At 71.2% G+C, this 22910-nt stretch carries 19 protein-coding genes; 5 read left to right on the top strand and 14 right to left on the bottom strand.

Annotation, left to right across the window (positions count from 1 at the left end; translation table 11 throughout):
- Nucleotides 1-28: 28 nt before the first annotated feature.
- The 4 genes from ACIQTP_RS05260 to ACIQTP_RS05245 form a co-directional block, all read right to left on the bottom strand.
- Nucleotides 29-1378 carry a jacalin-like lectin gene (locus ACIQTP_RS05260; RefSeq protein WP_403396476.1) on the bottom strand — a complete coding sequence of 450 codons (1350 nt, stop codon included), beginning with the start codon at nucleotides 1376-1378 and terminating at the stop codon, nucleotides 29-31.
- Between the two features lie 42 nt (nucleotides 1379-1420).
- Nucleotides 1421-2806 (bottom strand): glycoside hydrolase family 43 protein, encoded by a 1386-nt coding sequence (locus tag ACIQTP_RS05255; RefSeq protein ID WP_403396473.1) that lies wholly within the window; start codon nucleotides 2804-2806, stop codon nucleotides 1421-1423.
- Nucleotides 2807-2876: 70 nt separating this feature from the next.
- Entirely contained in the window at nucleotides 2877-4286 is a 1410-nt protein-coding gene (locus tag ACIQTP_RS05250; RefSeq protein WP_403396471.1) for an AbfB domain-containing protein, read from the bottom strand.
- 89 nt (nucleotides 4287-4375) lie between these two features.
- A complete protein-coding gene (locus ACIQTP_RS05245; protein WP_403396469.1) occupies nucleotides 4376-6925 on the bottom strand; it encodes a beta-L-arabinofuranosidase domain-containing protein in 2550 nt (849 codons plus the stop codon).
- Between the two features lie 237 nt (nucleotides 6926-7162).
- Here ACIQTP_RS05245 and ACIQTP_RS05240 point away from each other — a divergent pair, with 237 nt between their 5' ends.
- Nucleotides 7163-7675, top strand: coding sequence for a hypothetical protein (locus tag ACIQTP_RS05240; RefSeq protein ID WP_403396466.1), 513 nt, complete (start codon nucleotides 7163-7165; stop codon nucleotides 7673-7675).
- A gap of 546 nt (nucleotides 7676-8221) precedes the next feature.
- Here the strand turns inward: ACIQTP_RS05240 and ACIQTP_RS05235 are convergent.
- The 5 genes from ACIQTP_RS05235 to egtA form a co-directional block, all read right to left on the bottom strand.
- Nucleotides 8222-8437, bottom strand: a complete 216-nt coding sequence (locus tag ACIQTP_RS05235) for a dodecin (protein WP_067360726.1) — start codon at nucleotides 8435-8437, stop codon at nucleotides 8222-8224.
- A 260-nt stretch (nucleotides 8438-8697) separates the two neighbouring features.
- Nucleotides 8698-9660, bottom strand: coding sequence for an L-histidine N(alpha)-methyltransferase (gene egtD / locus ACIQTP_RS05230; protein WP_402033783.1), 963 nt, complete (start codon nucleotides 9658-9660; stop codon nucleotides 8698-8700).
- Complete coding sequence (gene egtC / locus ACIQTP_RS05225) at nucleotides 9657-10466, bottom strand: ergothioneine biosynthesis protein EgtC (protein ID WP_403396464.1); 810 nt, start codon at nucleotides 10464-10466, stop codon at nucleotides 9657-9659. The genes egtD and egtC overlap by 4 nt, the downstream gene beginning before the upstream one ends.
- A complete protein-coding gene (egtB, locus tag ACIQTP_RS05220; protein WP_403396462.1) occupies nucleotides 10466-11788 on the bottom strand; it encodes an ergothioneine biosynthesis protein EgtB in 1323 nt (440 codons plus the stop codon). The genes egtC and egtB overlap by 1 nt, the downstream gene beginning before the upstream one ends.
- Nucleotides 11785-13155 (bottom strand): ergothioneine biosynthesis glutamate--cysteine ligase EgtA, encoded by a 1371-nt coding sequence (gene egtA / locus ACIQTP_RS05215; RefSeq protein ID WP_403396459.1) that lies wholly within the window; start codon nucleotides 13153-13155, stop codon nucleotides 11785-11787. The genes egtB and egtA overlap by 4 nt, the downstream gene beginning before the upstream one ends.
- Before the next feature lie 301 nt (nucleotides 13156-13456).
- Here egtA and ACIQTP_RS05210 point away from each other — a divergent pair, with 301 nt between their 5' ends.
- Nucleotides 13457-14341, top strand: a complete 885-nt coding sequence (locus tag ACIQTP_RS05210) for a TIGR02452 family protein (protein ID WP_403396458.1) — start codon at nucleotides 13457-13459, stop codon at nucleotides 14339-14341.
- A 73-nt stretch (nucleotides 14342-14414) separates the two neighbouring features.
- On the opposite strand, the gene ACIQTP_RS05205 is transcribed toward ACIQTP_RS05210, so the two are convergent.
- The 4 genes from ACIQTP_RS05205 to ACIQTP_RS05190 form a co-directional block, all read right to left on the bottom strand.
- On the bottom strand, nucleotides 14415-14870 hold the full coding sequence (locus ACIQTP_RS05205; protein ID WP_403396456.1) for a type II toxin-antitoxin system PemK/MazF family toxin: 456 nt from the start codon (nucleotides 14868-14870) through the stop codon (nucleotides 14415-14417).
- 212 nt (nucleotides 14871-15082) lie between these two features.
- Nucleotides 15083-16588: a flotillin family protein gene (locus ACIQTP_RS05200; RefSeq protein ID WP_402033771.1), complete on the bottom strand. Its 1506-nt coding sequence runs from the start codon at nucleotides 16586-16588 to the stop codon at nucleotides 15083-15085.
- Between the two features lie 145 nt (nucleotides 16589-16733).
- A complete protein-coding gene (locus tag ACIQTP_RS05195) occupies nucleotides 16734-16952 on the bottom strand; it encodes a hypothetical protein (protein WP_095857581.1) in 219 nt (72 codons plus the stop codon).
- 103 nt (nucleotides 16953-17055) lie between these two features.
- Nucleotides 17056-18480 carry an amidase gene (locus ACIQTP_RS05190; RefSeq protein WP_402033765.1) on the bottom strand — a complete coding sequence of 475 codons (1425 nt, stop codon included), beginning with the start codon at nucleotides 18478-18480 and terminating at the stop codon, nucleotides 17056-17058.
- A gap of 170 nt (nucleotides 18481-18650) precedes the next feature.
- Here ACIQTP_RS05190 and ACIQTP_RS05185 point away from each other — a divergent pair, with 170 nt between their 5' ends.
- The 3 genes from ACIQTP_RS05185 to ACIQTP_RS05175 all read left to right on the top strand — a co-directional run bounded on the left by ACIQTP_RS05185 (nucleotide 18651) and on the right by ACIQTP_RS05175 (nucleotide 22423).
- Nucleotides 18651-19685 carry a LacI family DNA-binding transcriptional regulator gene (locus ACIQTP_RS05185; RefSeq protein WP_403396453.1) on the top strand — a complete coding sequence of 345 codons (1035 nt, stop codon included), beginning with the start codon at nucleotides 18651-18653 and terminating at the stop codon, nucleotides 19683-19685.
- Between the two features lie 78 nt (nucleotides 19686-19763).
- Nucleotides 19764-20942, top strand: coding sequence for a 4-hydroxybenzoate 3-monooxygenase (locus tag ACIQTP_RS05180; protein ID WP_403396450.1), 1179 nt, complete (start codon nucleotides 19764-19766; stop codon nucleotides 20940-20942).
- Nucleotides 20943-20986: 44 nt separating this feature from the next.
- The gene (locus ACIQTP_RS05175) at nucleotides 20987-22423 is read left to right on the top strand and encodes an aldehyde dehydrogenase family protein (RefSeq protein ID WP_403397259.1); all 1437 of its coding nucleotides are present in this window, start codon (nucleotides 20987-20989) and stop codon (nucleotides 22421-22423) included.
- A gap of 44 nt (nucleotides 22424-22467) precedes the next feature.
- Here ACIQTP_RS05175 and trxA read toward each other — a convergent pair whose 3' ends face one another.
- A complete protein-coding gene (gene trxA / locus ACIQTP_RS05170) occupies nucleotides 22468-22854 on the bottom strand; it encodes a thioredoxin (protein WP_403396448.1) in 387 nt (128 codons plus the stop codon).
- Between the last annotated feature and the right edge of the window lie 56 nt (nucleotides 22855-22910).

Raw genomic sequence — 22910 nt, 5'->3', positions numbered from 1 at the left:
CAGGGGCCACGGGCTCGGTCGTGTCCGGTCAGCGCTGGGTGTAGATGAAACCGATCTTGTCGACCTCGTCGCCCGTGCGGCCGTGGAACCCGGCGATCTGCCAGCCCGACGCCGCCGTACGGGTCACGCAGTCCGAGGTCGTCGTACCACCCGCCAGGCTGTTGCCGAGGTTGGTGGTGAACTTGGCATAGAAGATCCGGGTGTTGCCGTCCTTCACGCCCTGGCACAGCTGCGCCGAGGTGACGTACTCGCCGCTGCCGAGCGTGAGCGACGAGGCGGTGCCGCCCGTGCCGCCGTGGGTCAGCGTTGCGCCGTTGCTCAGCGTCAGGCCCATCTGGTCGACGCGCGAGCCGCTGCGCAGGGTGAGGGCGGTCGCCCTGGCCCCGGCCGGCACCCTGTCGATGTCGTTGAAGTAGTCCCCGTGCGGGCCGCCGAACTGGTCGCTCAGCTGGAACGCGGCGTTGCGCGACCAGGTGAACTTGGCGGTGATCGGGTCGTGGTCGGAGAGCATCAGCCCGTCCGAGGTCAGGAAGCTCGCGTGCTCGTTGTTGTAGCTCGTGGCGTCGAGCGTGACCAGCTTGCTGCCGCGGTAAAGGATCTTGTCCACGACCTCGCAGGTGTTGGGCACGGTGGCGCCGGTCTGGTCGCAGACCAGCGCGTCGCTGCCCTTGGTGGGCGGGGTGCCGCCGCGGATGAGCTTGACCCAGGCGTCGGTCAGGCCGTTGGCCGCGCCGAACTCGGCGATCGTGTCGCCGGTGCGCGTGTAGCGGGTGTTGGTGTCACCCATGACCACCACGGCGTTGCCCTTGGAGTGGCTCCGGATGAAGGCCGTGAGCTGGTTGAGGTTGTCCGCCCGCGAGGCCAGGTCGCCGTCGTTCGTGCCCGCGTTGGTGTGCAGGTTGTAGAAGTCGACGTAGACGCCCTCGGCCAGCCGCTCCCGCATGAACGTGAAGCCCTTGGGGGTCAGGCAGTCGCCCGAGTCGATCTGGCACGAGTTCCAGTGCACCCGCTCGAAGTCGTCGGTGTCGTAGGAGATCTTCGACAGGGTGTTGAGCCCGCTGCCGATCCCGGCGCCGCCGCTGGTGGGTGTGCGGTAGGCATGCGTGGTGTCACCCGCGTAGAGATAGGCGTGGTAGTTGAAGTCCTCCTCCACGTGGACGATGTCGTAAGGGCCGAGCCGCTGCCCTATCGCCGTGGTGCTGGTGTCGCGCGGGGTCGAGGCGCTGGAGAGGCTCTCGGGGAGTCCGGCGACGTTGTAGCTGAGCACGTTGAAGGTGCCCGAGTCGGCGGCCGCCGCGGCGGGGGCGGTCGCCGTGAGTCCGCTGAGGGCCGCGGCGGCCGCGGCCAGAGTGGCGAGGACTCTTCGGAGAGGTGACATGGGGGTGTCTCCTGAGGGCTGGGGACAGGGGATGACGAGGCGTCAGTAGCCGACCGAGAACGTGGCGTCGGCCTTCTCGGTGCTGGTGGAGATGGGATCGATGCGCAGGACGAAGTCTGCGTGGCGGATGTGACGGTCCGGATAGTTGAAGGAGCGGAAGGATGACCAGGAGGTGTCGGCCAGGCCCGCGGTCCGGTAGAACGTGGCGTCCTGCGCGAACGTCGTCGTGCTGTCGTTGACGTCCAGCCGCAGCTGGTAGTCGTAGTGCCTGAGATAGCGCGTGGGATGGCTGACGGACTGGAAGGACACCCCGGAGCTGTCGGCGAGCCCCGGCACGAGCTTCCACTCCGCGTCGGTGTACGGGTCGAACGGGTAGGCGTCGATGCGGCCGACGTAGTTCGCGTGGCGGAGGTAACGGTCCGGGTAGTTGTAGGACTTGACGCGGTTCCAGCTGGGCTTGCCGTACGCCGCCACGAGGTTGTCGTACTGGGTGGCGGTGATCGGCTGGATGGTGCCGTGCTTGGAGTTGACCGGCTGGGTGTAGAGCCGCTGGTCGACCGCGGTCCAGGTGCCGGCGGCGAGGTCGTCGGCCTGCCAGGCGTAGAAGACACCGTTCGGGGTGTAGGTGTCTCCCCAGAGGTACCAAGTGGCCGACGTCTGCGACTTGACGAGGATCGGGGCCTCGGTGCCGCCGTGCGCGACGGGCGTGCTGAACACGGTGAAGCTGCCCGGATCCAGGGAGGCCGACCTGGCGCCGACCAGCGTCTGGTCCTTCTTGAAGTAGAGGTAGTTGACTCCGCCGACGCCCACGGCCAGGTCGCCGTCGATGATGTCGTAGCCGGGGTCGAAGAAGACCCGCGCTGTCGACGCGGTCACGAAGTCGGTGGTGTAGTTCACCATGATGACGTTGTGGCCCGTGGAGTTGACGGCCGAGTAGATGATCCCGTACTGGCCGCGTCCCGCGTCCCAGTACGCCTCCGGAGCCCAGCTGTGGGTGGCCATGTCGTGCAGCTTCAGTCGCCGGTAGCCGGTGAAGGAGCGCAGATCGGTGGAGTCCCAGACGTGGATGTACTGGCTCTGCAGGCTCCAGTCGGTGCCCTTGAGGTCGGTGGCGAGCACGACGAACGTGCCGTCCCGCTTGCGCAGGATGAACGGGTCGCGCAGGCCGCCGGTGCCCCCGGTCGGCGTCACGACCGGGTTGTTCTGGTTCAGCGGCATCCACTGGAGTGAGTCGGTGCTGACGGCCAGGTGGAGGCCGTAGTCGTCGCCGAGGCCGTTCGGGGACTCGGTGAAGTAGCCCATCACGTACGCGGATCCGGTCGCGGCACGGGCGGACGGGGCGCCGATCGCGAAGGAGGCGGTGAGGGCGGCCATCGCGCCCAGCACGGTGCGGCGGGACGGTTGAAGGGGGCTGGGGTGGTCGCTCATCAGCTTCTTCTCCCTCTCTTCTCGGCTGTGGCTGTGGCTGTGGGTGCGGCTGCGGATGTGGATGTGGCGCTCATGCCCAGGCCGTCGCGGGAACGAAGGAGCTGTCCTGACGGAAGAGGTCGGTGCCGTCCGACACGTCCACGCGGAGCTGGTAGTTGTAGTGGCGCAGGTAGTGGCCCGGGTAGTTGTACGACTCGAAGCGGACGGCGCCGTCGGGGGTGCCGGTACGGATGACGAACGTGGCGTCCCTGGCGAACGTCGACGTACCGTCGTTGGCGTCGAAGCGGGCCCGGAAGTCCCAGTGGCGCAGGTAGTCGCCGGCCGCGTCCCGGAAGGAGTACGCGTTCGCGTCGGCGAGGCCGGGCACCACGGTGAAGGTGGATGCCTGCTTCTCGGCGGTGGTGCTGGAGCTGGTGACCACGGGCAGGTTGAGCAGCGCGGACTGCTCCTGCCAGGAGCGGGTGGAGTAGTTGCCCGACCGGAAGGAACGGGTGACACCGGTCGCCAGGTTCACGCCGCCGGACACCGTCTCCTTGATCACGGTGAAGTGCCGGGCCGTGCCGGAGATACCGGGCAGCTTCTTCGGGGCGGTCCAGGTCGCGAAGGTGTCGTAGCTGTCGCTGTAGTAGTAACTGCCGTCGCCGTAGCCGTCGAAGAAGATCCGCCAGGCGCCGTTGTCGAGCTGGATCACCGAGGGACCCTCACGGGTGCCACCCCAGCCGGCCCAGTCGCCGGTCCGGGTGACGGTGTACGGCCCGGCCAGGCTGGAGGCGGTGGCGTACTCGATGTACTTCGTCGTCTCGTTCTTCGGGAACGCGTGGTAGGTGGAGCCGATCCTCACGATGAACGTGTCGATGTGGTTGGTGCCGATGCCGGACAGGGCGACGGGCGAACTCCAGGCGGTGAGCGTGGAGTTGACGGCCCTCATCACATATGGCGTGAAGATCCACTCGTCGTCGGTGGTCGAGCAGGACACGATGATGTTCACGCTGCCGTCGCTGTCGACGAACCACTCGGGGGCCCATGCGCGGGACAGACTGGTGATCGGGACCGTGTAGTCGTACAGGAAGGTCCAGCTGGCCCGGTCGGAGCTGCGGGCGAAGCCGATCGTGGTGCTGACGTCCTGCCAGGTGTGCGTGGTGTAGGTGATGTAGTAGTAGCCGTCGGTGTGCTTGAACACGCTGGCGTCGCGGATGCGGTTGCTGGGCGGGGTGTAGGCGGAGGACTTGACGAGCCGGAAGTCGGTCGCGTCGTCGGACTGGTAGACGTTCACGGTGCCGTCGTCGCTGTTGAGGAACGGCACGATGGTGTAGCGGGTCGCCGAGCCGTGGGCGGGAGCCGCCGCGGCGGCCGAGCCGAGCAGGCCGGGCAGTTCGCCCAGCACGAGTGCGGTCGCGGGTATCGCGACCATCGCGCGCAGCAGACTGCGGCGGGACGGGTTGAGCGGCGTCGAGGACGTGTTCCGGTCGGGGGTGGTCATTTCTGCGGCTCTCCTTGTTTCTGGTGATCCGGATGGGGGCGGCGGCTCCGCGTCCCCATCCGTCCTGCGCGCCGTCGAGGTGGCGTCGCCTAGGCCTGGGCCAGCGCGGCGACTTCCTCGGCCGTGAGGGTCTTGCCGTACACGCGGAAGTCGTCGACCGCACCCCTCAAGAGGGGGTCGGCGTACTGCGACCTGCCGAGGTACCCGACACGGATGTGGTTGCCGAAGTAGCGTGGCTCCACGTTGACTTGGGTGTTCCTTCCGGCCTCCCGCCCGTCCACGTACAGGACGGCGGTCCCGCCGCCGTACGTCACCGCCACATGCACCCAGCGGTCGGTGGGCAACGGCGCGGCGTCGATGCGCTGCTCGGCGCCCGCGCCCCCGGCGGTGATGGCGTAGCGGAGGGTGCCGTCGCCGCTGAGCGGGGTGAGGAACATGTTGGCCGTGACGCCGGTGCCGAGGTCGAACACCCGGCTCCAGACGCCGGGTTGGCCGTCCAGCCGTACCCAGGTGGCCAGCGTGTAGACGGCGGCGCCCGCGAGGAGGTCCTCGGCCAGGCGTATGTGTCCGTCCGTGCCGTCGAGCGTCACCGCGCCGCCGTCGGCGCCGGTCGTCGTCCAGGCGGCACCGCCGACGAGCTGGGCCGCCTTCCCGTTACCGGTGGCGTCGGCGGCCGTGGTCCCGGAGGTCTCGTCGAAACGGTGCCAGGCGGCGAACTCCGGTGGCGGGGTTGGTGGTTCGCCGGTCTGCCAGTAAACGGAGTAGTGCTGATGGTGCACCCGGGAGATCGGCAGCAGTGAGACGTCCTCGCCGTCGGCGCGAGCGGTGAACCGCAGCGGGTCCTGCGACTCCAGCCGTACGGATCCCGTGTCCAGGCGCGGCAGCCACGGCGTCGCCCGGTTCCCGTACGCCCCTGCCAGCACCACCGGGCCGTGCAGTACGGCTTGTACGTCGGGGTCGTCGGGCGTGGGCTCGATGACCGTGCGCAGGGGCAGCGACACCTCGACCCGGTCCCCGGCGCGCCACTCCCGGTCGAGGGTCAGCCAACTGCCGGGCTCCGGACGGTCGGGCAGGGGGCGGCCGTTGAGCGTCGCCCGGGCGTCCGCGGCCCAGGACGGGATACGGACGAGGAGCTGGTGCGCGGCCCGTCCGGCGGTGACGGTCAGCACGGTCGACGACCGGTCCGGGAAGGAAGTGTTCTGCTGCCAAGTAATGTTTCTGTCCCGCCAGTTGACCTGCGACGGAATGAACAGGTTCACCAGCAGGCGGTGCCGGTCGTGCGAGTAGACCGTGTCGGCGAACTTCGCCTGCGTCTCCATGCCGGTGCCGTGGTCGCAGGAGAAGTTGTCGTAGTCGGTCGAGTACGCGTCCGGGTCGGTGCCCATGAAGGACGGCTGCCGCTTGAAGGCGCCGGGGCCCAGGCCCGTGTAGTAGATGTTGAAGCCGTGCGCCGAGTCCGGGTCCTGCTCACCGAGCATCTGGTTGAACAGGGCGCGCTCGTAGTAGTCGAGCAGATCGGTGCGCTGAGGTGCGTGGAAGTGCAGCAGCCGGGTCAGCTTCAGCATGTTGTAGCTGTTGCAGTTCTCGCAGGTGTTGTCGGACAACTGGCCCGCGATGACGTCCGGTGCGTGAAAACCCTCTCCGTTGCTGTTCCCGCCGATCACATAGGTGTGGTGGTCGGTGACGATCCGCCAGAAGTTCTCGGCGAGCGCGCGGTAGCGGTCGGGCAGACCCTCCTCCCACAGACGCAGGGCGCCGACCATCTTGGGGATCTGGGTGTTGGCGTGCAGCCCCGCGAGCCTGTCCTCGTTCCTGGCCAGCGGATCGAAGACGCGGGCGTGCGTGAAGCGTTCGGCGACGGCAAGCCACTTGTCGTCGCCGGTGAGGGCGTACAGATCGGCGAGCACGTCGTTCATGCCGCCGAACTCCGTCTCCAGCACCCGCTGCATCTGCTCGTACGACAGCGGCTCGGTGCGCCGGTCGACCCACTCGGCCTGGCGCAGCACGACGTCGAGAGCCTGCCCGCTGCCGGTCAGCCGGTGCTGCTCGACCAGCCCGGCCATGATCTTGTGGATCGTGTAGTACGGCGCCCATACGCCGGTCCCGGCTTCGAGGCGGTCGAAGAAGCTCTCCGGGAACGCGGACAGATAGCCCGCGCCGAAGCCCGCGGCGGGGGAGGCGGCCTGGCACTCGGCGAGCGCCGCGACGAGCCGGTGGCCCTTGTCGCGCAGGGCCCGTTCCCCGGTGTTGGCGTAGGCGAGGGCGAGCCCGGAGAGCAGATGGCCGGTCGAATGGCCGCGCAGCTCGACGCTCGGGCCCTCCCAGCCACCGCACGGCTGGGCGTTGCTGGGCAGGCCGACGTTCGTACGGAAGGTGTGGAGCAGCCGGTCGGTGTCCACGAAGCGCAGATAGGCGGAATTGCGCTGCTGGTTGGCCCGGAAGGCGCTGTCCAGGAGGGTCACCGAGCCGAGGGGGAACGGCTGGACGGGAGCGGTGGCGTCGTGGGCGACCGGGGCGCCCGAGGTGTTGGTCCCGGTCGAGGCGTGGGCCGTGCCGCCGCCGGCCGCGGCCAGGGTCATGGCGGCCGTGGACGTGCCGGTGACAGTGAGGAAGTGACGTCTGCCGAATGGGGGGTTCACAAAGACCTCCGCATGCCGAAGAACCGGGCGGTGGTGTCCCTTCACCGCCCTACTCTCGTTCGAAATACCGAATGTTGTGCGACATGCTGTGCAAAATGCGGTGCGAGGCATCACGGTAAGGGCTTGCTGGGTGATGTGAATAGTGCTTGTGATGAAGGAAGTTGGTGCGAGGGGACTACGGGCTCACAGGGGCGGGCGGCGGCCGTGGTGTGCCGGGTGTCGGCGGCCCTGTCTAGGGTGTTCCGCGTGACGGAGAAGACCAGGGAGAAGACCAGCAGACCGCTCGCCGTGTTCGACCTCGACGGCACGCTCGCGGACAGCGCGCACCGGCAGCGGTTCCTGGAGCGCAAGCCGCGGGACTGGGACGCGTTCTTCGCGGCCGCGCCGCAGGATCCGCCGCTCGCGGAGGGGGTGGCCCTGGCGTTGCGCAGCACGGAGGAGTGCGAGGTGGTCTATCTGACCGGCCGTCCCGAGCGCTGCCGCCGCGACACCGTCGAGTGGCTGGCCGCGCAGGGGTTGCCCGAGGGGCGCGTCTGGATGCGACGCGACGACGACCGCAGGCCCGCCCGCCGCACCAAGCTGGATGTCCTGCGCCGGCTCGCGCGCGACCGCGAGATCCACGTCCTCGTCGACGACGACGAACTCGTCTGCGACGAGGCGGAACGGGCCGGCTTCCGGGTCGTCCGAGCCCGCTGGGCCACGGCGTCCGCGGCACTGAAGGACGCACAGGAGCGGGAGGGACGGACCTAGTGCCGCGGCAGGCAACGTTCGCCCCGTCGCGACGGGGCGAACGTTGCCTGTTGCGGCACTAGGTCCTGTCGTGTGGAGCAGGTCGCCTCGCTTGCGGCGTCTGATGAGTGCAGATGTGCGTGCTGGGCCCCGCGGCCCAGGCATGATCCAAACGACAGGCCCTGGGGGGCTGTCGGGGGGAGTTGAGGGCGTGCCCAGAAGTTGCCCCACGGTGGGCTGGGCGGGCCGGGGCCTCCTCCGCGGAGAGGAGACGGAGCAGTTGACGCGGCTCGGCGAAGCCGAAGGCTTCCGGTCCGGGGCCGCGCACGGCTTGGCCGACTGCTCCGGCCGGGGCTTCGGCGTGCGGCGGCGCCGCTGGGGGCACCGCAGGCCGGCCGGGTTCGGCCCGTCCGGTGACGCGGACTGGTCCGCCCGAGATACCGCTCCCCAATGGGCCGCCCTGCCTGGGGCCCCGCTTTCGAGGGGCCCCAGGCAGGGCGGGCCGCGGGACCTCCCGGGGCGCCAGAAGGGGGACCCGGTGCGGCGGATGCCGATGCCGGACGGGGCTCAGGCGCCGTCCTCCAGGCGGAAGCCGACCTTCAGGCCGACCTGGTAGTGCTCGACCTCCCCGTCCACGATCTGCCCCCTGACCTGGGTGATCTCGAACCAGTCCAGGTTGCGCAGGGTCTGCGAGGCCCGGGCGATCCCGTTGCGAATGGCCTTGTCGACGCCCTCGTGGGAGGTGCCGACGATCTCGGTGACCCGGTACGTGTGGTCGGACATGCGGGTGCTCCTCTCCGCCGTGGCGGGGGTGCCACGCGTCACTCCACGGTGCCTCACGGCGCGGCGGTGCGCGAGATGTCGGGGCGCCGTGGGTGACCCAGGGACTGTCGTTCGGATCAGGCCTGGGCCGCGGGGTCCGGCACGCGCATCTGACCCCGCTCACCGGAACCGATCAAGCGCCGTCTCCTGAAACGACCTGATCCGGACGACAGGCTCTCACCCGGGTGGCCCACCGTCGAGGTGGGCCACCCGGGCGGGTGTCAGCGGGCCACGCTGAGCGACAGGGCGAAACGGCCCTCGCGGTCCGTCCACCAATGGGCCAGGTCGAGCCCGGCGGCGCCGAGTTCGCGACGTACCCCCTCCTCGCGGAACTTCGCCGAGATCTCGGTGCGCAGTTCCTCGCCGTCGGCGAATTCGACCGCGAGGTCGAGCGCGGGGATCTTCACCGTCTGTTCGGTCAGCGACCGCAGCCGCATCTCGATCCACTCGTGCTCGTCGTCCCAGAGGGCGACATGGGCGAACGCGTCGGGGTCGAAATCGGCGCCGAGCTCGCGGTTGACGACGTGCAGCACGTTCTTGTTGAACTCCGCCGTCACCCCCGCCGCGTCGTCGTACGCGGCGACCAGCACCGACTCGTCCTTGACGAGGTCCGTACCGAGCAGCAGCGTGTCGCCGGGGGAGAGCAACGCCCGAACGGACGCCAGGAACGTCGCCCGTTCGGCGGGCAGCAGATTACCGATGGTGCCGCCGAGGAACGCCACGAGCCGCGGCCCCGGCGTCCCCGGCAGCGCGAGGCCGCCCGTGAAGTCGGCGATCAGCGCGTGCACGCCGAGCTCCGGATGCTCGTCGATCAGCGCCTGCCCGGCCTGGGTGAGGGCACTCTCGCTGACGTCGACCGGCACGTACGTGTGCAGCCCCGGCAGCGCGTCGAGCAGATGGCGGGTCTTCTCGGACGAACCGGACCCCAGCTCGACGAGGGTGCGCGCACCGGTCGTCGCGGCGATCTCGGGGGCCCGGGCGATCAGGATCTCGCGCTCCGCCCGGGTGGGGTAGTACTCGGGCAGCTCGGTGATCCGGTCGAACAGCTCGCTGCCGTGGGCGTCGTAGAACCACTTCGGCGGCAGCGTCTTGGGGGTGTGGGTGAGGCCGTGCAGGACGTCGGCGCGCAGCGCGGCGTCCGTGGCGTCCTCGGGCAGGGTACGGGTGAGAAGGAACGGGCTCACGTGCGGGGCTCCTTGGTGCGTGCGGATGCCAAGGGGGCGTGCGCGCCTTCCTGCGCGTGCGGGTCCTTGAGCGGGGTGAGCAGGACGTCGGTGCGGCTCGCCGCGAGCAGCGTGCGGTCCGGCACCTCCTGCCAGTGCGGGTCGTCGTCGTACGGCTCGGACGCCACGACGGTGCGGCGGCCGGGCTCGGCGAGGTACCAGAGGGTGTCGCCCCAGGCCGTCGCGGTGATCGTGTCGCCGTTGATGAGCAGCAGGTTGAGCCTGGACCCGGGGGCCGCCTCGGCGACCTCAAGGACGGTGTCGGCCAGCGCCTCGCCCTCGCTGTCACCGGAGCGCAGCCGGTGCAGGAGCAGCGCCCAGACGAGCGCCGAGTCGCAGCGGGCCTCCAGGGACAGCAGTTCGGCCGGGGGCAGGCTTGTCACCAGCGGGGCGAGGGAGCCCGGCCAGCCCCGTACGGCGCCGTTGTGGCTGAACAGCCAGCGGTCCGCGGCGAACGGCGCCGCCGCGGCCTCCCCGTCCGCTCCCGCCACGGTGGCGTCCCGTACGGCGCCGAGCAGCGCCGTGCTCCTGACGACCCGGGCCAGGTCCGCGAACGACTGGTCGCCCCAGATCGGCCCGGGGCGCCGGTAGCGCGCTGGCACCGGATCCCCTTCGGCGTACCAACCCACTCCGAAACCATCGGCGTTGACCGTCCCGTGCCGCTGCCGGCGCGGCGCCCACGACTGCCGGAACAGACTGTGCGGTGGTTCCACGAGGAGTCGGCCGAGCGGCTCCGGCGGTCCCAGGTAGGCCAGGTGACGGCACATCAGGCGTTCCCGTCGCGGGCCGTGCGGAACCCGGAGAAGATCTGCCGCCGGATCGGGTAGTCCCAGTTGCGGAACGTCCCCCGGCAGGCCACCGGGTCCACGGCGAACGAACCGCCGCGCAGCACCTTGTACTCCGGACCGAAGAACACCTCCGAGTACTCCTTGTACGGGAACGCCGCGAACCCGGGATAGGGGTGCAGGTCGCTCGACGTCCACTCCCACACGTCACCGATCAACTGCCGTACGCCGAGCGGTGACGCCCCCGCCGGATAGCTGCCCGCCGGGGCCGGACGCAGATGGCGCTGACCGAGGTTGGCGTGCTCGGGGGTGGGGTCGGCGTCGCCCCACGGATAGCGCGTGGAGCGGTCGGCCGCCGGGTCGTGGCGGGCCGCCTTCTCCCATTCGGCCTCGGTGGGCAGCCGGCGCCCCGCCCAGCGGGCGTACGCGTCGGCCTCGTACCAGCTGACGTGCAGCACGGGTTCGTCGGGCGGTACGACCTCGGTGACGCCGAAGTGACGCCGCAGCCACTGCCCGCCCTCGCGGCGCCAGAACAGCGGCGCCTCGATGCCGTGCGAGCGGATGTGGGACCAGCCCTCCGGGCTCCACCAGCGTTCGGTGTCGTAGCCGCCGTCCTCGATGAAGGCCTGGTACGCGGCATTCGTCACCGGAGTGGTGTCGATGTAGAAGGGCGGGACCTCGCGTCGGTGGGCGGGACGCTCGTTGTCCAGGGCCCACGGTTCGGTGGACGTGCCCATGGTGAACGGGCCGCCGGGGACCAGGACTTCGGCGGGTCCGGTGAACGGCGGCGCGGGAGCGGGGTCCGGCGCGGTGAGGGCGGCGGGTCCCCTGCGGAGCTGATGGGTGATCAGCATCGTCTCGTCGTGCTGCTGTTCATGCTGCGCGATCATCCCGAACGCGAAGCCCGCCTCGGTCAGCGGCGTGCCCCGGAACGCGGTGCTCTCCAGGACGTCCAGTGCCCGTCCGCGTACCTCGGCGGCGTACTGACGGGCCTCGGCGGGCGGCAGCAGTGGCAGCGAGGGCCGCTCGGCGCGCGGATGCTCGAACGCGTCGTACAGCCCGTCTATCTCGGGCCGCATCGCGTCCCGCCCGGCGACCGCGCGCAGCAGCCACAGCTCCTCCTGGTTGCCGATGTGGGCGAGGTCCCAGACCAGCGGGGACATCAACGGCGAGTGCTGCGCGGTCAGTTCGGGCTCCTCTACGCAGGAGGTCAGGAGCGCGGTGCGGTCGCGGGCCGTGGTCAACGCGTCGAGCGCGCGCTCCCGGAGCGACTCCGGGTCCGTGGGTGATGCGGGGGCGGTCATGTGCTGCTGTCCTTCCCGTCGAGCTGACCGTGGGACCGGCCGTGGTGACCGCCGGCCTGGTCATGGTCCTGATCACCATCGGCCTGATCATGGGTCTGACCATGGAATTGGCTGTGGAAGCGGCTCAGCAGATCGTCGGCGGGGCAGCGGCCCCGGGCCACATAGCGGTCCGTGAACTCCGCGACGGCCTCCCGCACCTCGGCGGTGGCGCCCAGGCGCGGCAACGCCTCGGCGGCGGCCGCGAAACAGGTGACGGCGGCCTCACGCAACTCGGGGTCGGTCAGGCCGTACCGCGCGGCGTCGTTCCACAGCGGGTTGCACGGAGCGGGCCGTGCCTCGGCGCGCTCCGCGAGGGGCTTGACGGTCCGGTAGGCGACCTCCGCGGCCTCCGGGTCGTCGAACAGTGCCGCCGTCACCGCCAGCGGCACGATCCACCCGTCGTCGCCGGGCTGCGCGTCGATCATGCGCAGTTCCAGATGCCCGCGCGGGCGGACCGGCGGGAACAGCGTCGTCAGGTGGTAGTCGAGATCCGCCCGGTCGGGCGGTGTCTTGGACCTGGTCCACGCCCGGAAGGTCAGGTCCTCCGGTACGTCCCAGGGGCCGTCGGGCGCCCGGACGCACATCACCGGCGCGTCCAGGACGCGCCGGGCCCAGGCGGCGCGCGGATCGCCGCCCAGCGGGGGCGCGGCGGACCGTCCCGGGTCCATGGCCGCCCACAGGGACTGCCGCGTGGAGCGCCAGCCCGTGTACCGGCCACCGGCCACCGGCGAGTGCGCGAACGCGGCCACCAGGACCGCGCCGAGCTGGTGCGCCAGCCACCAGCGGCGACCGTGCCCCAGGGGGCCGGGCTCCTCGTACCCGGCGTCCAGACACACCTGGACGGAGGCGGAGGAGCACATCATGGCCCGCCCCTCCGGGCCCGCCCGGTCGAGGTAGCGCTCCATGGCGTCGTAGCGCGGCTCATGGAGAAAGCGGCTCGGGGGGTTCCAGGGATCGTGGCCGTACCCGCTGAGGCCCAGATCCGCCTCGCGCAGTACCGCGCGTACCGCGTCGAGGTCGGCCGAGACGGACCCGATGCACTCCATCAGGGAGGCGGCGGGAAGGGAGCTCAGCTCCAGCTGTCCGCCGGGTTCGACGGTGAGCGCCGAACGCAGGGGCAGGGTCCGCAGTGCGGCGTACGCCGCTCGGAGTCGTTCGGGTGATGCCGGGAGCTGCGGCTGCCGCAGCTCGTGGACGAGCCATTCCACTTCGACACCGAGGGTACGAGGCGGTCCGGTCTTGAAGCAGATGCCTCGGACCAGCGCCTCCACCTCGGCCTCGGTGACGGCGGAGCGGCGCTCCGTACAGTCACTCACCGAATCAGACATGTCGGGATCCTCCTGAGATTCCACCATGCCGCCGGCCCGTCGTCTGTGGTGCCGGACCGGCATCGCTCGTCCCACCCAAGACCCTCTTGGCGGTTCGCACAAGGGTGCAAATCGTCGCTCGCGGGTTCCGGAGGCGCTGTTTGCCGGGCCGCGAGGCGCTGTTTACGAGGCTGGGAAATTGCGTTGCGCCGTAGGACCAGCATCGCTCACGATGCGTTCATGAGCACGACGGGGGAATCTGCGGGGGAATGACGGGGGAGATCGCGAGGGGCGTCCTCGTGGCGCGCACGGGGGTCGCGCCATGAGCGCGCGCCTGCGCGCGCACGCGCGGCAGACGGAGGAGATCGTCGCGGCGGGCGGGTACCGCGCGTCCGACGGACGCGCGGTGTCGATCGCCGCGACGGTCGAGGCCGCGCGGGCGGGAACGCGCGTGTACGGCCCCGGACCGGTCGGAGCGCCGGCCGGCGGCCCCGCGAGCGCGCCGCGTGAAAGCACGCTGTTCGAGGTGACGGGCGAGAGCAGTCTGGAGGCCGCTCGACGTCTCGTGCGGCTCGTGCGCGAGGACGGAGGTCGCCCGGCGGACCCGGTCGCCGTCCTGAACTTCGCCTCGGCGCGCAACCCGGGCGGCGGCTTCCTGAACGGCGCGCAGGCTCAGGAGGAGGCCCTGTGCCGGGCCTCCGCGCTGTACACGTGTCTGCTGCGGGCCCGGGAGTTCTACGACCACCACCGCGCCCACCGGGATCCGTTCTACACGGACCGTGTCATCCACTCACCCGCCGTGCCCGTCTTCCGCGACGACCGCGGAGGTCTGCTCGACGAGCCGTACACGGTCGGATTCCTGACCGCCGCGGCCCCCAACGCCGGAGTCGTCCTGCGCACGGCCCCGCAGCGCGCGCCGGAGCTGGGACCCGCCCTGGCCGTACGCGCCGAGCGTGTCCTGGAGACCGCCGCGGCCCACGGCTACCGCCGGCTGGTGCTGGGTGCGTGGGGCTGCGGTGTCTTCCGGAACGATCCGGCGCAGGTGGCGGGCGCGTTCCACGACGTGCTGGTCAAGGGCCGCTTCGAGGGTGCTTTCGGCCATGTCGTGTTCGGGGTCCTGGACCGCACGAGGGATCAGGCGACGCGAGGTTCATTCGAGCAGACGTTCGCATCTGAGCTCCGGAGGTCGGCGCCGGGCCCCGCTTAGGCGCGGGACCGAGACACCGTCCGGCGCCACCGCGCGCCCGGCCGCAACGCACCCGCAGCCGACGTGCGGGCGCTCAACGCCACCCGTACCGCTCCTGCAACCGGCGCACCACCGAGTTGAACCGCATCCGGTCCAGCGCACAGGCCTCCCGCCGCATCCCGTCCTCGTGCAGCCGCAGCACCCGGTCCACATCCACCCACGAGTCCCGCCCCGACCGGTCCCACGGCCCGCTCCCGATCGGCACCCACTCCCGGTCCCCGTCGTGCCGCTTGCTCGACAACTGGACGGCGAGCAGCGTGCCGGCGTCCTCGCGGGCGACGACGAGCACCGGACGGTCCTTGCCCCGCCCGTCGTTCTCCTCGAACGGCACCCACGTCCAGACGATCTCGCCGGGATCGGGGTCGCCGTCGTGCGCGGGCGCGTAGTGCGTCCGCACCCGGCCCACCTCGCGGGGTTCGGCCTCGGTGGTCGCGGAAGGGCCGTAACGGCCGGGAACGTCTTCGGCGGTGTCATCGGTAAAGGCAGTCACGCGGCCCACGTTAGAGCCTGCCCCGTCCAACCCGCCGAGCGGGTGGCCGAGATGGTGCCGCGGTCGAGCAGCAGGCGGCGGAACCATCGAGGACCGCCGACGAGGGCGCAGGCTCCGCGGGCGGGTTGAACCGTCCGCGGAGCGCGGACGACGAGGGCCTGGAACACCCTCGTCGCCCCGCCGGGATCAGTCCCCGGCGTTCTCCTTCGGCATCACGCCTTGCCGTCTCCCTCCACCGGCACCTTCTCCGTGCGCGGCGGCACGACCCCGTTGAGTCCGGCGGCGCCGTTGCTCCCCGTACCGTTGCCGGCCGTCCCGTCCTGGTTCATAGACGAGAGCAGCTGACGGGCGAGGCCGAGGCCCGTGCCGCCCATGGTGAGCGCCTTGGCGAACATGTCCGACATGCCGTCGGCGCCGTTGAGCAGCACCATGTGGTCGACGTTCCCGAACGCGCTGGCGCCCGCCTGGACGATTTCCGGCCAGTTCTCGGCGAGTTGCTGGGCGACCACCGCCTCCTGGTTCTCGGCGAGGGCCGCGGCCCGCGCCTTGATGGTCTCCGCCTCCGCGAGACCCTGCGCCCGGGTCGCCTCGGCTGCCGCGAGACCCTTGGCCTGAGCCGCCGCGGCCTCGGCCTCACCCGTGGCCCTGGTCGCCGTCGCGGCGGCCGCACCCCGGGCCTTCGTCGCCTCGGCCTCCGCGTTGGCGGCCGTCTTGACCCGGTTGGCCTCGGCCGCGGCCGCGAGCTCGGTCTCCCTGGCCTTGGCCTCAGCCGCCGAGATACGCGCGTCACGCTCGGCCTCGGCACGGGCCCGCGTCTCGTAGGCCTGGGCGTCCGCCGGCTTGCGGACGTCCGCCTGGAGCTGCTGCTCGCGACGGAGGGCGTCGAGCTCGGCGATCCGGGTCTCCTGTACGACGACGTCCTGCCGGGCCGCGGCGTCCGCGAGCGGTCCGGCCTGTCGCGCCTTCGCCGCCGCCTTGTCGCGCTCGGCCTGGTAGCCGGCCTGGAGGATCTCGCTGTCCCGGGTCGCCTCCGACATCCGTGCCGCGGCCTTCTGTTCGGCCTCGGTGGCGAGACGATTCGCCTCCGCCTGCGCGATGCGCGCGTCCCGCTGCACGGCGGCGGCGTGCGGCATCGCGAGGTTCTTGATGTACCCGGTCGGATCCTCGATCTCGTGGATCTGCAGCGAGTCGACGATCAGACCGAGCTTCTCCATCTCCGTACCGCACGCGGCCCGGGTCTGGCCGGTCAGCTTCTCCCGGTCGCGGATCATGTCCTCGACGGTCAACCCGCCGACGATGGACCGCAGATGACCGGCGAACACGTTGTGCACCCGCTCCGACATCATCTTCTGCTGGTCGAGGAAGCGACGCCCCGCGTTGGCGATCGACACGAAGTCGTCGCCCACCTTGAAGATGACCACGCCACGCACCTTCAGCGGAATGCCCTGGGTGGTCACGCAGTCCACGTGCAGCTCGGTCTCGTTGAGGTCGAGCGAGATCTTCCGTACCGCCTGAACACCCGGCAGCACCAGCGTGCCGCGCCCCGTCACGATGCGGAATCCCATGCCCTCTTCAAGGCCTTCGGTCCGATGCTTCGAACCGGAGATGATCAGTGCTTCGTTGGGCTCCGCGACACGCCACATGAGCTTGAAGACCACAACGATGAAGATCAGTGCGAGGACAACCGCCCCCGCCACGACGCCGACAACCATCGGCATACGCCCCCTTTGCATGGTGCCCTATCGGCACCGAACGAAGGGAGTGTGCTCCTGCGCAAGACCGGGGTACAGACGCTGACGGATCCTTGTTGCAATCTTGACGCATACCGCTCTCACCTGGGGTGGAGCGTGCACAGACGAGCCGTCAACTGTCGTACGCGGCCGATACGTACACCGTGCGCGGCGGCAGGTACTCGACCACCATCACCACCGTGCCGCGCTCGATCCGCTCCTTCGCGGCGGCCGGGTACGCGAGGAAATGCTCGGCGCCGCCGCGGACCCGGACGATCACCTCACCGACGAGCCCGGGTCCGACCGTGCCGGTCACCCGTCCCATCAACCCGACCATCGACGCATCGTCCATGGGCCCAGCGTACGGCCGGAATTCCCTGGTCAGTGCCTTCGCGCCGAACTCGTTCACCGGCACGTGCCCCGAACTCGCTCACCGGCACGCGCAGTGAACTCGTCTACACCGCTGGGGAGTCCGCGGGCGCCCCGTGCGGCGGCCAGTGTTCGTGCCAGCGCTGGTCGGCCTCCAACTGGGCGGCCAGGGAGATGAGCAGCGGTTCGCTGTTCGCCGGACCGAGGAGCTGGGCGCCGACCGGCAGGCCGCCGTCGACGAAACCCGCGGGGACGTTCACACCAGGCCAGCCCAGGATGTTCCACGGCCAGGCGTAGGGGCAGGCGGCGATCATGGCCCGGTCGGTGCCGAGGCCGCTCAGGTTCGCCATCGAGCCGATGCGCGGCGGGGGAGCGGCCGTCGTGGGCGCGAGCAGGACGTCGTAGGTGTCGAAGAGCGCGCCGATCCGCCGGTGCAGGGTCGCCTCGGCGCGCCGGGCCACGCGCAGGGGCGCGCCGCCGAGCAGTCGGCCGAGCCGGGCCGCGCCCAGGGTCCGCCGGTCGAGGAGGTGCGGGTGCGGCAGGTCGCGCACCCGCTCGGCGATCCCGGCCGTCGCGCGCGGGATGAACGTGAGCCCGATCTGCCCGTACCGCGGCTCGGCCTCCTCCACCGTGTGGCCGAGCGCCGCGAGCCGCTCCGCGAGCGCGACCACCCGCGCCCGTACGACGGGGTCAAGGCGTGCGGGAAGCGCCGTGAACGGCGGTTTCAGCGACAGCGCGATCCGCAGCCGGCCCGGCTCGCGGCCCACCGCGTCGGACACCCGCAGCGCGGACGGGCGGTGCAGATCGCCGTCGTGGTTGCCGCTCGCCGCGTCCAGGAGCAGGGCCGCGTCCGCGACCGTACGGGCGAGGGTGCCGTTGACCGTGATGCCCTGGAAGGACTCCGCGCGCGGCCAGGTCGAGATCCGGCCGCGCTGCGGCTTGATGCCGATGAGGTGGGTCCAGGAGGCCGGGATGCGGACCGAGCCCGCGCCGTCCGAGCCCAGTGCCGCCGGGACGAGGCCCGCCGCGACCGCCGCCGCCGAGCCGCCGGACGAGCCGCCCGGGGTGTGCTCGGCGTGCCAGGGGTTGCGGGTGGCACCGAAGGCGGGCCCCTCGGTGAACGGCCACTGGCCGAGCTCGCAGGTGTTGGTCTTGCCGATGACGATCGCGCCGGCCGCGCGCAGTCGCCGTACCGCCTCCCCGTCCTCGGCCTCGGGCGGGAACACACCCCGGCAGCCGAACGCGGTCGGCTCGCCCGCCACGTCCATGTCGTCCTTCACCGCCACCGGCACCCCGAGCAGCGGCCTGCGCACTCCGGCGGCGAGTTCCCTGTCCGCCGCGTCGGCCTCGGCGAGGGCCGCTTCGGCGCGCACCACCCGGAAGGCGTTCAGGGAGTGCTGCGTCGCCTCGATGCGCGTCAGCGCCCGCTCGACCAGCTCGCGTGCGCTCACCTCCCCGTGGGCGAGGGCGCGCGCACACTCCGCCAGACCTGCGGCACGGTCGTGAGTCATACGTGACCACCTCCGGAGCACGTCGTCTACCGCACGGTAACCGCACCACGGGCCATCCCGCACGAGATGCGGAAGTTCCCTCGCGCGAGCGGGTGTTCCGGCGTGACGGGCCCACGAGGTTCCCCCGGCGCGAAGCGGCGCCCGGGGTTTCTGCAAGGATGCGGGACGTCATGGTGCAGATACCGAAGCAGCCCGTCCCGCCGACGCCCGCGCAACGACCCGTGCCGACGAGTGCCGATGTGGCACGCCTGGCGGGCGTCTCCCGGGCCACCGTCTCGTACGTACTGAACAACACCAGCGCCGTCCGGATCAGCGAGCCCACCCGCCGCCGCGTCCACGAGGCGGCCAAGGAACTCGGGTACGTTCCGCACGCCGCCGCCCGTTCCCTGCGCGCCGGACACAGCCGAATGGTCCTGATGCCTACGCCGAGCGTGCCCGTGGGACCGCTCTACAGCCAGTTCCTCAACGAACTTCAGTGGGCGCTGGGCCGTCTGGATTACACGGTCGTGCAGTACGGCAGTGTCGGCCTGCACGGCGACGAGGCCGCCCGCGCCTGGGCGGAGCTGCGACCGGTCGCCGTGCTGGTGCCCGGCAGCGACCTCGGCCCGCAGGGCGTGGCCGTCCTCAAGCGCTCCGGAGCCCGGGCCGTCGTCACGCTCGGCCCCGAGCGTGTCGAGGGCGCGCACGCGCTGCTCATGGACCACGACAAGGTCGGCCACAGCGCGGGCGTCCACCTGCTGGCCCGCGGCCGCCGCCGGATCGGCGTCGTGGTGCCCGAGGAACCCGGCCTGGAGATCTTCTCCCAGTCCCGGCTCGACGGCGTACGCCGGTCCCTGGCCGGCACCGACGCCACGGCGACCGCGCTGCCGCTCGCGTACGAGGAGGGGGCCGCCGCCCGGCTGGCGGCGCGCTGGCGCTCGCTCGGCCTGGACGCCGTGTTCGCCTACAACGACGAGTACGCCATGCTGCTGATGCGCGCCCTCCAGGAGGAGGGCGTCGGCATCCCGGACGAGACGGCCGTCATCGGCGCCGACGACCTCATGCTCGGGCGGCTGCTGCGGCCCCGCCTCAGCACCGTCCACATCGAGCTGCCGTCCGGGCGCGACCTCGCGGAACTGGTCGACCGTGTGGTGCGCGAACCGGGCGCGGCGCCCGAGAGCCACGAGGTACTGGGCGCGCGGGTGGTGCACCGCGACTCGACCTGAGAGAGGCTGTAGCTGGTCCCCGGCCGCATCCGACCCTTTCCGTCCCGGTGCGGCCTGATCGGGTACGGGAGGTGCGCCATGCGGACCACGGTCGGCATCATCGGCGGCGGCCCCGCCGGGCTCCTGCTGGCCCGGCTGCTGCACCGCGAGGGCATCGACTGCGCCGTCCTGGAGAGCAGGTCGCGCGCCTACGTCGAGCACCGCCAGCGCGCCGGGATGCTGGAGCAGGGCACGGTCGACGCCCTGCGCGCGTGCGGAGCCGCCGACCGTCTGGACGCCGAGGGCCTGATCCACCACGGCATCGAGCTGCGCTTCGACCGCGAGCGCCACCACATCGACTTTCCCGCCCTCACCGGTGGCCGCACCGTCACGATCTACGCCCAGACGGAGATCGTGAGGGACCTGATCGCCCTCCAACTCGCCGCAGGACCACCGCTGTTGTTCGAGGCCGAGGCCCTCGTGGTCGAGCGCCCGCGGAGCGACGCGCCGGTCGTACGCTTTGTGCACGAGGGCCGTGAACAGGCCCTGAGCTGTGCCTACGTGGTGGGCTGCGACGGTCACCACGGTATCTCCCGGAGCGCCTTCCCCGCTGACGGGAGCCGTACGTACGCGCACGACTACCCGTACTCCTGGCTCGGGATCCTCGCCGAGGTGCCGCCCTCCGGCGAGGAGTTGATCTACGCGCGCGGAGCCGGCGGCTTCGCCCTGCACAGCATGCGCTCGCCGGCCGTGTCCCGGCTCTACTTACAGGTCCCGAACGGCACCGATGTCGCCGACTGGCCCGACGAACGCGTCTGGGACGAACTCGCCGCGCGCTTCGCGGTCGACGGCGACTGGCGCCTGGGACGCGGCCCCATCACCTCCAAGTCGGTCACGCCGATGCGCAGTCACGTCCACGAGCCGATGCGTCACGGCCGGCTCTTCCTCGCCGGGGACGCCGCGCACATCGTGCCGCCGACCGGTGCCAAGGGTCTCAACCTCGCCGTCTCCGACGTACGGGTGCTGGCCCGCGGACTCATCGAGGCGCATCGCACGGGATCAACCCAACTCCTCGACCGCTACTCGGACTTGTGTCTCGAGCGGGTGTGGCAGGCCACCCGCTTCTCGTACGACATGACTAGGATGTTGCATGCTCAACCAAATGGGGATGTCTTCGACCACCGGATCCAGCTCGCCCGGCTGCGCCGGATCACGGCATCCCGCCACGCGGCCGCCGAACTCGCCGCGAACTACACGGGACTGCCGCTGGGACCGTGAACCGTGAGTCCCGGTGGTGAACAGTGAACGATCGGAGAGCCGACATGCCGCTGCTCGACCCCAGGACCTGGCAGTCCCGCACCCTGGCGGGCGGTGAGTACGCCGTCACCGAACCCGCCACCGGCGAGACGCTGGCCACGGTCACGCTCGCCGCCGCCGAGGACGTCGCCACGGCCGCGCGGGACGCCCGCGCCGCCCAGGCCGAGTGGGCGAAGGCGCCGCACTTCGTCCGCGCCGCCGTACTGCGCAAGGCCGGCGACCTGTTCGCCGCGCACGCCGACGAACTGCGCGAGTGGCTCGTGCGCGAGTCCGGCTCCATCCCGGGCAAGGCCGACTTCGAACTGCACGTCGCGGCCCAGGAATGCTACGAGGCCGCCGCCCTCGCCTCCCGCCCCAGCGGGCAGATCCTCCCCTCCGAGGCGCCGCGCCTGTCGTACACCCGACGCGTCCCGGTCGGTGTGGTGGGCGTGATCTCCCCCTTCAACGCCCCGCTGATCCTCTCGATCCGTTCGGTGGCCCCGGCGCTCGCGCTCGGCAACGCCGTCGTCCTGAAGCCGGACCCGCGCACGGCCGTCTGCGGCGGTCTCGCGCTCGCCGCCGCCTTCGCCGAGGCGGGACTCCCGGAGGGCCTGCTGCACGTGCTGCCCGGCGGTCCGGAGGCGGGCCAGGCGCTGGTCGCCGACCCGAACGTACCGGTGATCTCCTTCACCGGCTCGACCGCCGCCGGACGCGCGGTGGGCGAGGCGGCGGGCCGCCTCCTCAAGCGCGCCCACCTGGAGTTGGGCGGCAACTCAGCGCTGATCGTCCTGGAGGACGCCGACATCGACGCGGTGATCTCCACGGCCGCGTGGGGCTCGTTCTTCCACCAGGGACAGATCTGCATGACGACGGGCCGCCACCTCGTCCACGCCTCCCTCTACGAGGAGTACGTCGAGCGGCTCGCCGCCAAGGCCGACTCGCTCGCCGTCGGCGACCCGCACCGCGAGCAGGTGCACCTCGGGCCCATCATCGACAGCGCCCAACTCGCCAAGATCCAGGGGCTGGTGGAGTCCAGCACGGCGCGCGGCGCGAAGCTCGCGGCCGGCGGCACACACGAGAGGCTCTTCTACCGCCCGACGGTTCTCGCGGGAGTCGACGACGCGACGCCCGCGTACACCGAGGAGGTCTTCGGCCCGGTGGCGCCCGTACGATCCTTCGCGGACGCCGAGGAGGCCGCGGCCCTCGCTGCCGCGGGACCCTACGGCCTCTCACTGGGCATCGTCACCCGGGACACCGCGCGCGGCCTCGACCTGGCCGAGCGCATCCCGACCGGGATCGCCCACATCAACGACCAGACCGTCAACGACGAGGCCGTGGCCCCCTTCGGCGGGATCGCCGCCTCCGGCACCGGTGCCCGCTTCGGCGGTGAGGCCAATCTGGAGGCTTTCACCGACGTGCGCTGGACGACGGTGCGCGGAGATGTGGCGCCGTACCCGTTCTGACGGAAGGGTTGTGCGGACCTACTCGTTCCTGCGGCCCTGTGGACCTACTCGCCCTGAGGAGTCTGCTTGGCCTGCTGCTCCGCGATGGACTTGCGGACCTCGTCCATGTCCAGCTTCCGGGCCTGTCCGATGACGTCCGTCAGGGCGGCCTCGGGCAGTGCCCCGGGCTGGGCGAAGATCGCGACCTGGTCGCGGACGATCATCAGTGTCGGGATCGACTGGATGTCGAAGGCGGCGGCCAGCTCGGGCTGCGCCTCCGTGTCGACCTTCGCGAACACCAGGTCCGGGTTGGCTTCCGCGGCCTTCTCGTAGACCGGCGCGAACTGACGGCACGGCCCGCACCAGGAGGCCCAGAAGTCGATCAGGACGAACTCGTTGTCCGTGACCGTCTGGTCGAAGTTCTCCTTGGTCAGCTCCATCGTGCTGCTCATGGCGTGACTACCTCTTCCTGATGTCGGGCCTCGGGCCTCGGGGCGAAGCCGCTGTT

It is taken from the genome of Streptomyces sp. NPDC090798 (assembly GCF_044768965.1).
Taxonomy (GTDB): Bacteria; Actinomycetota; Actinomycetes; order Streptomycetales; family Streptomycetaceae; genus Streptomyces.
The sequence above is the reverse complement of the archived record's forward strand: the minus strand, read 5'-3'. Positions and strand labels throughout refer to the sequence as shown.

Coding starts and splice junctions, on each gene's coding strand:
- egtC (WP_403396464.1), bottom strand. CDS start 10,466: ATGTGCCGTCACCTGGCCTACCTGGGACCGCCGGAGCCGCTCGGCCGA.
- ACIQTP_RS05210 (WP_403396458.1), top strand. CDS start 13,457: ATGAGCGCGCGCCTGCGCGCGCACGCGCGGCAGACGGAGGAGATCGTC.
- ACIQTP_RS05180 (WP_403396450.1), top strand. CDS start 19,764: ATGCGGACCACGGTCGGCATCATCGGCGGCGGCCCCGCCGGGCTCCTG.
- ACIQTP_RS05235 (WP_067360726.1), bottom strand. CDS start 8,437: ATGTCCGACCACACGTACCGGGTCACCGAGATCGTCGGCACCTCCCAC.
- egtA (WP_403396459.1), bottom strand. CDS start 13,155: ATGTCTGATTCGGTGAGTGACTGTACGGAGCGCCGCTCCGCCGTCACC.
- ACIQTP_RS05250 (WP_403396471.1), bottom strand. CDS start 4,286: ATGACCACCCCCGACCGGAACACGTCCTCGACGCCGCTCAACCCGTCC.
- egtB (WP_403396462.1), bottom strand. CDS start 11,788: ATGACCGCCCCCGCATCACCCACGGACCCGGAGTCGCTCCGGGAGCGC.
- ACIQTP_RS05185 (WP_403396453.1), top strand. CDS start 18,651: ATGGTGCAGATACCGAAGCAGCCCGTCCCGCCGACGCCCGCGCAACGA.
- ACIQTP_RS05175 (WP_403397259.1), top strand. CDS start 20,987: ATGCCGCTGCTCGACCCCAGGACCTGGCAGTCCCGCACCCTGGCGGGC.
- ACIQTP_RS05260 (WP_403396476.1), bottom strand. CDS start 1,378: ATGTCACCTCTCCGAAGAGTCCTCGCCACTCTGGCCGCGGCCGCCGCG.
- ACIQTP_RS05195 (WP_095857581.1), bottom strand. CDS start 16,952: ATGGACGATGCGTCGATGGTCGGGTTGATGGGACGGGTGACCGGCACG.
- ACIQTP_RS05190 (WP_402033765.1), bottom strand. CDS start 18,480: ATGACTCACGACCGTGCCGCAGGTCTGGCGGAGTGTGCGCGCGCCCTC.
- ACIQTP_RS05255 (WP_403396473.1), bottom strand. CDS start 2,806: ATGAGCGACCACCCCAGCCCCCTTCAACCGTCCCGCCGCACCGTGCTG.
- ACIQTP_RS05200 (WP_402033771.1), bottom strand. CDS start 16,588: ATGCCGATGGTTGTCGGCGTCGTGGCGGGGGCGGTTGTCCTCGCACTG.
- trxA (WP_403396448.1), bottom strand. CDS start 22,854: ATGAGCAGCACGATGGAGCTGACCAAGGAGAACTTCGACCAGACGGTC.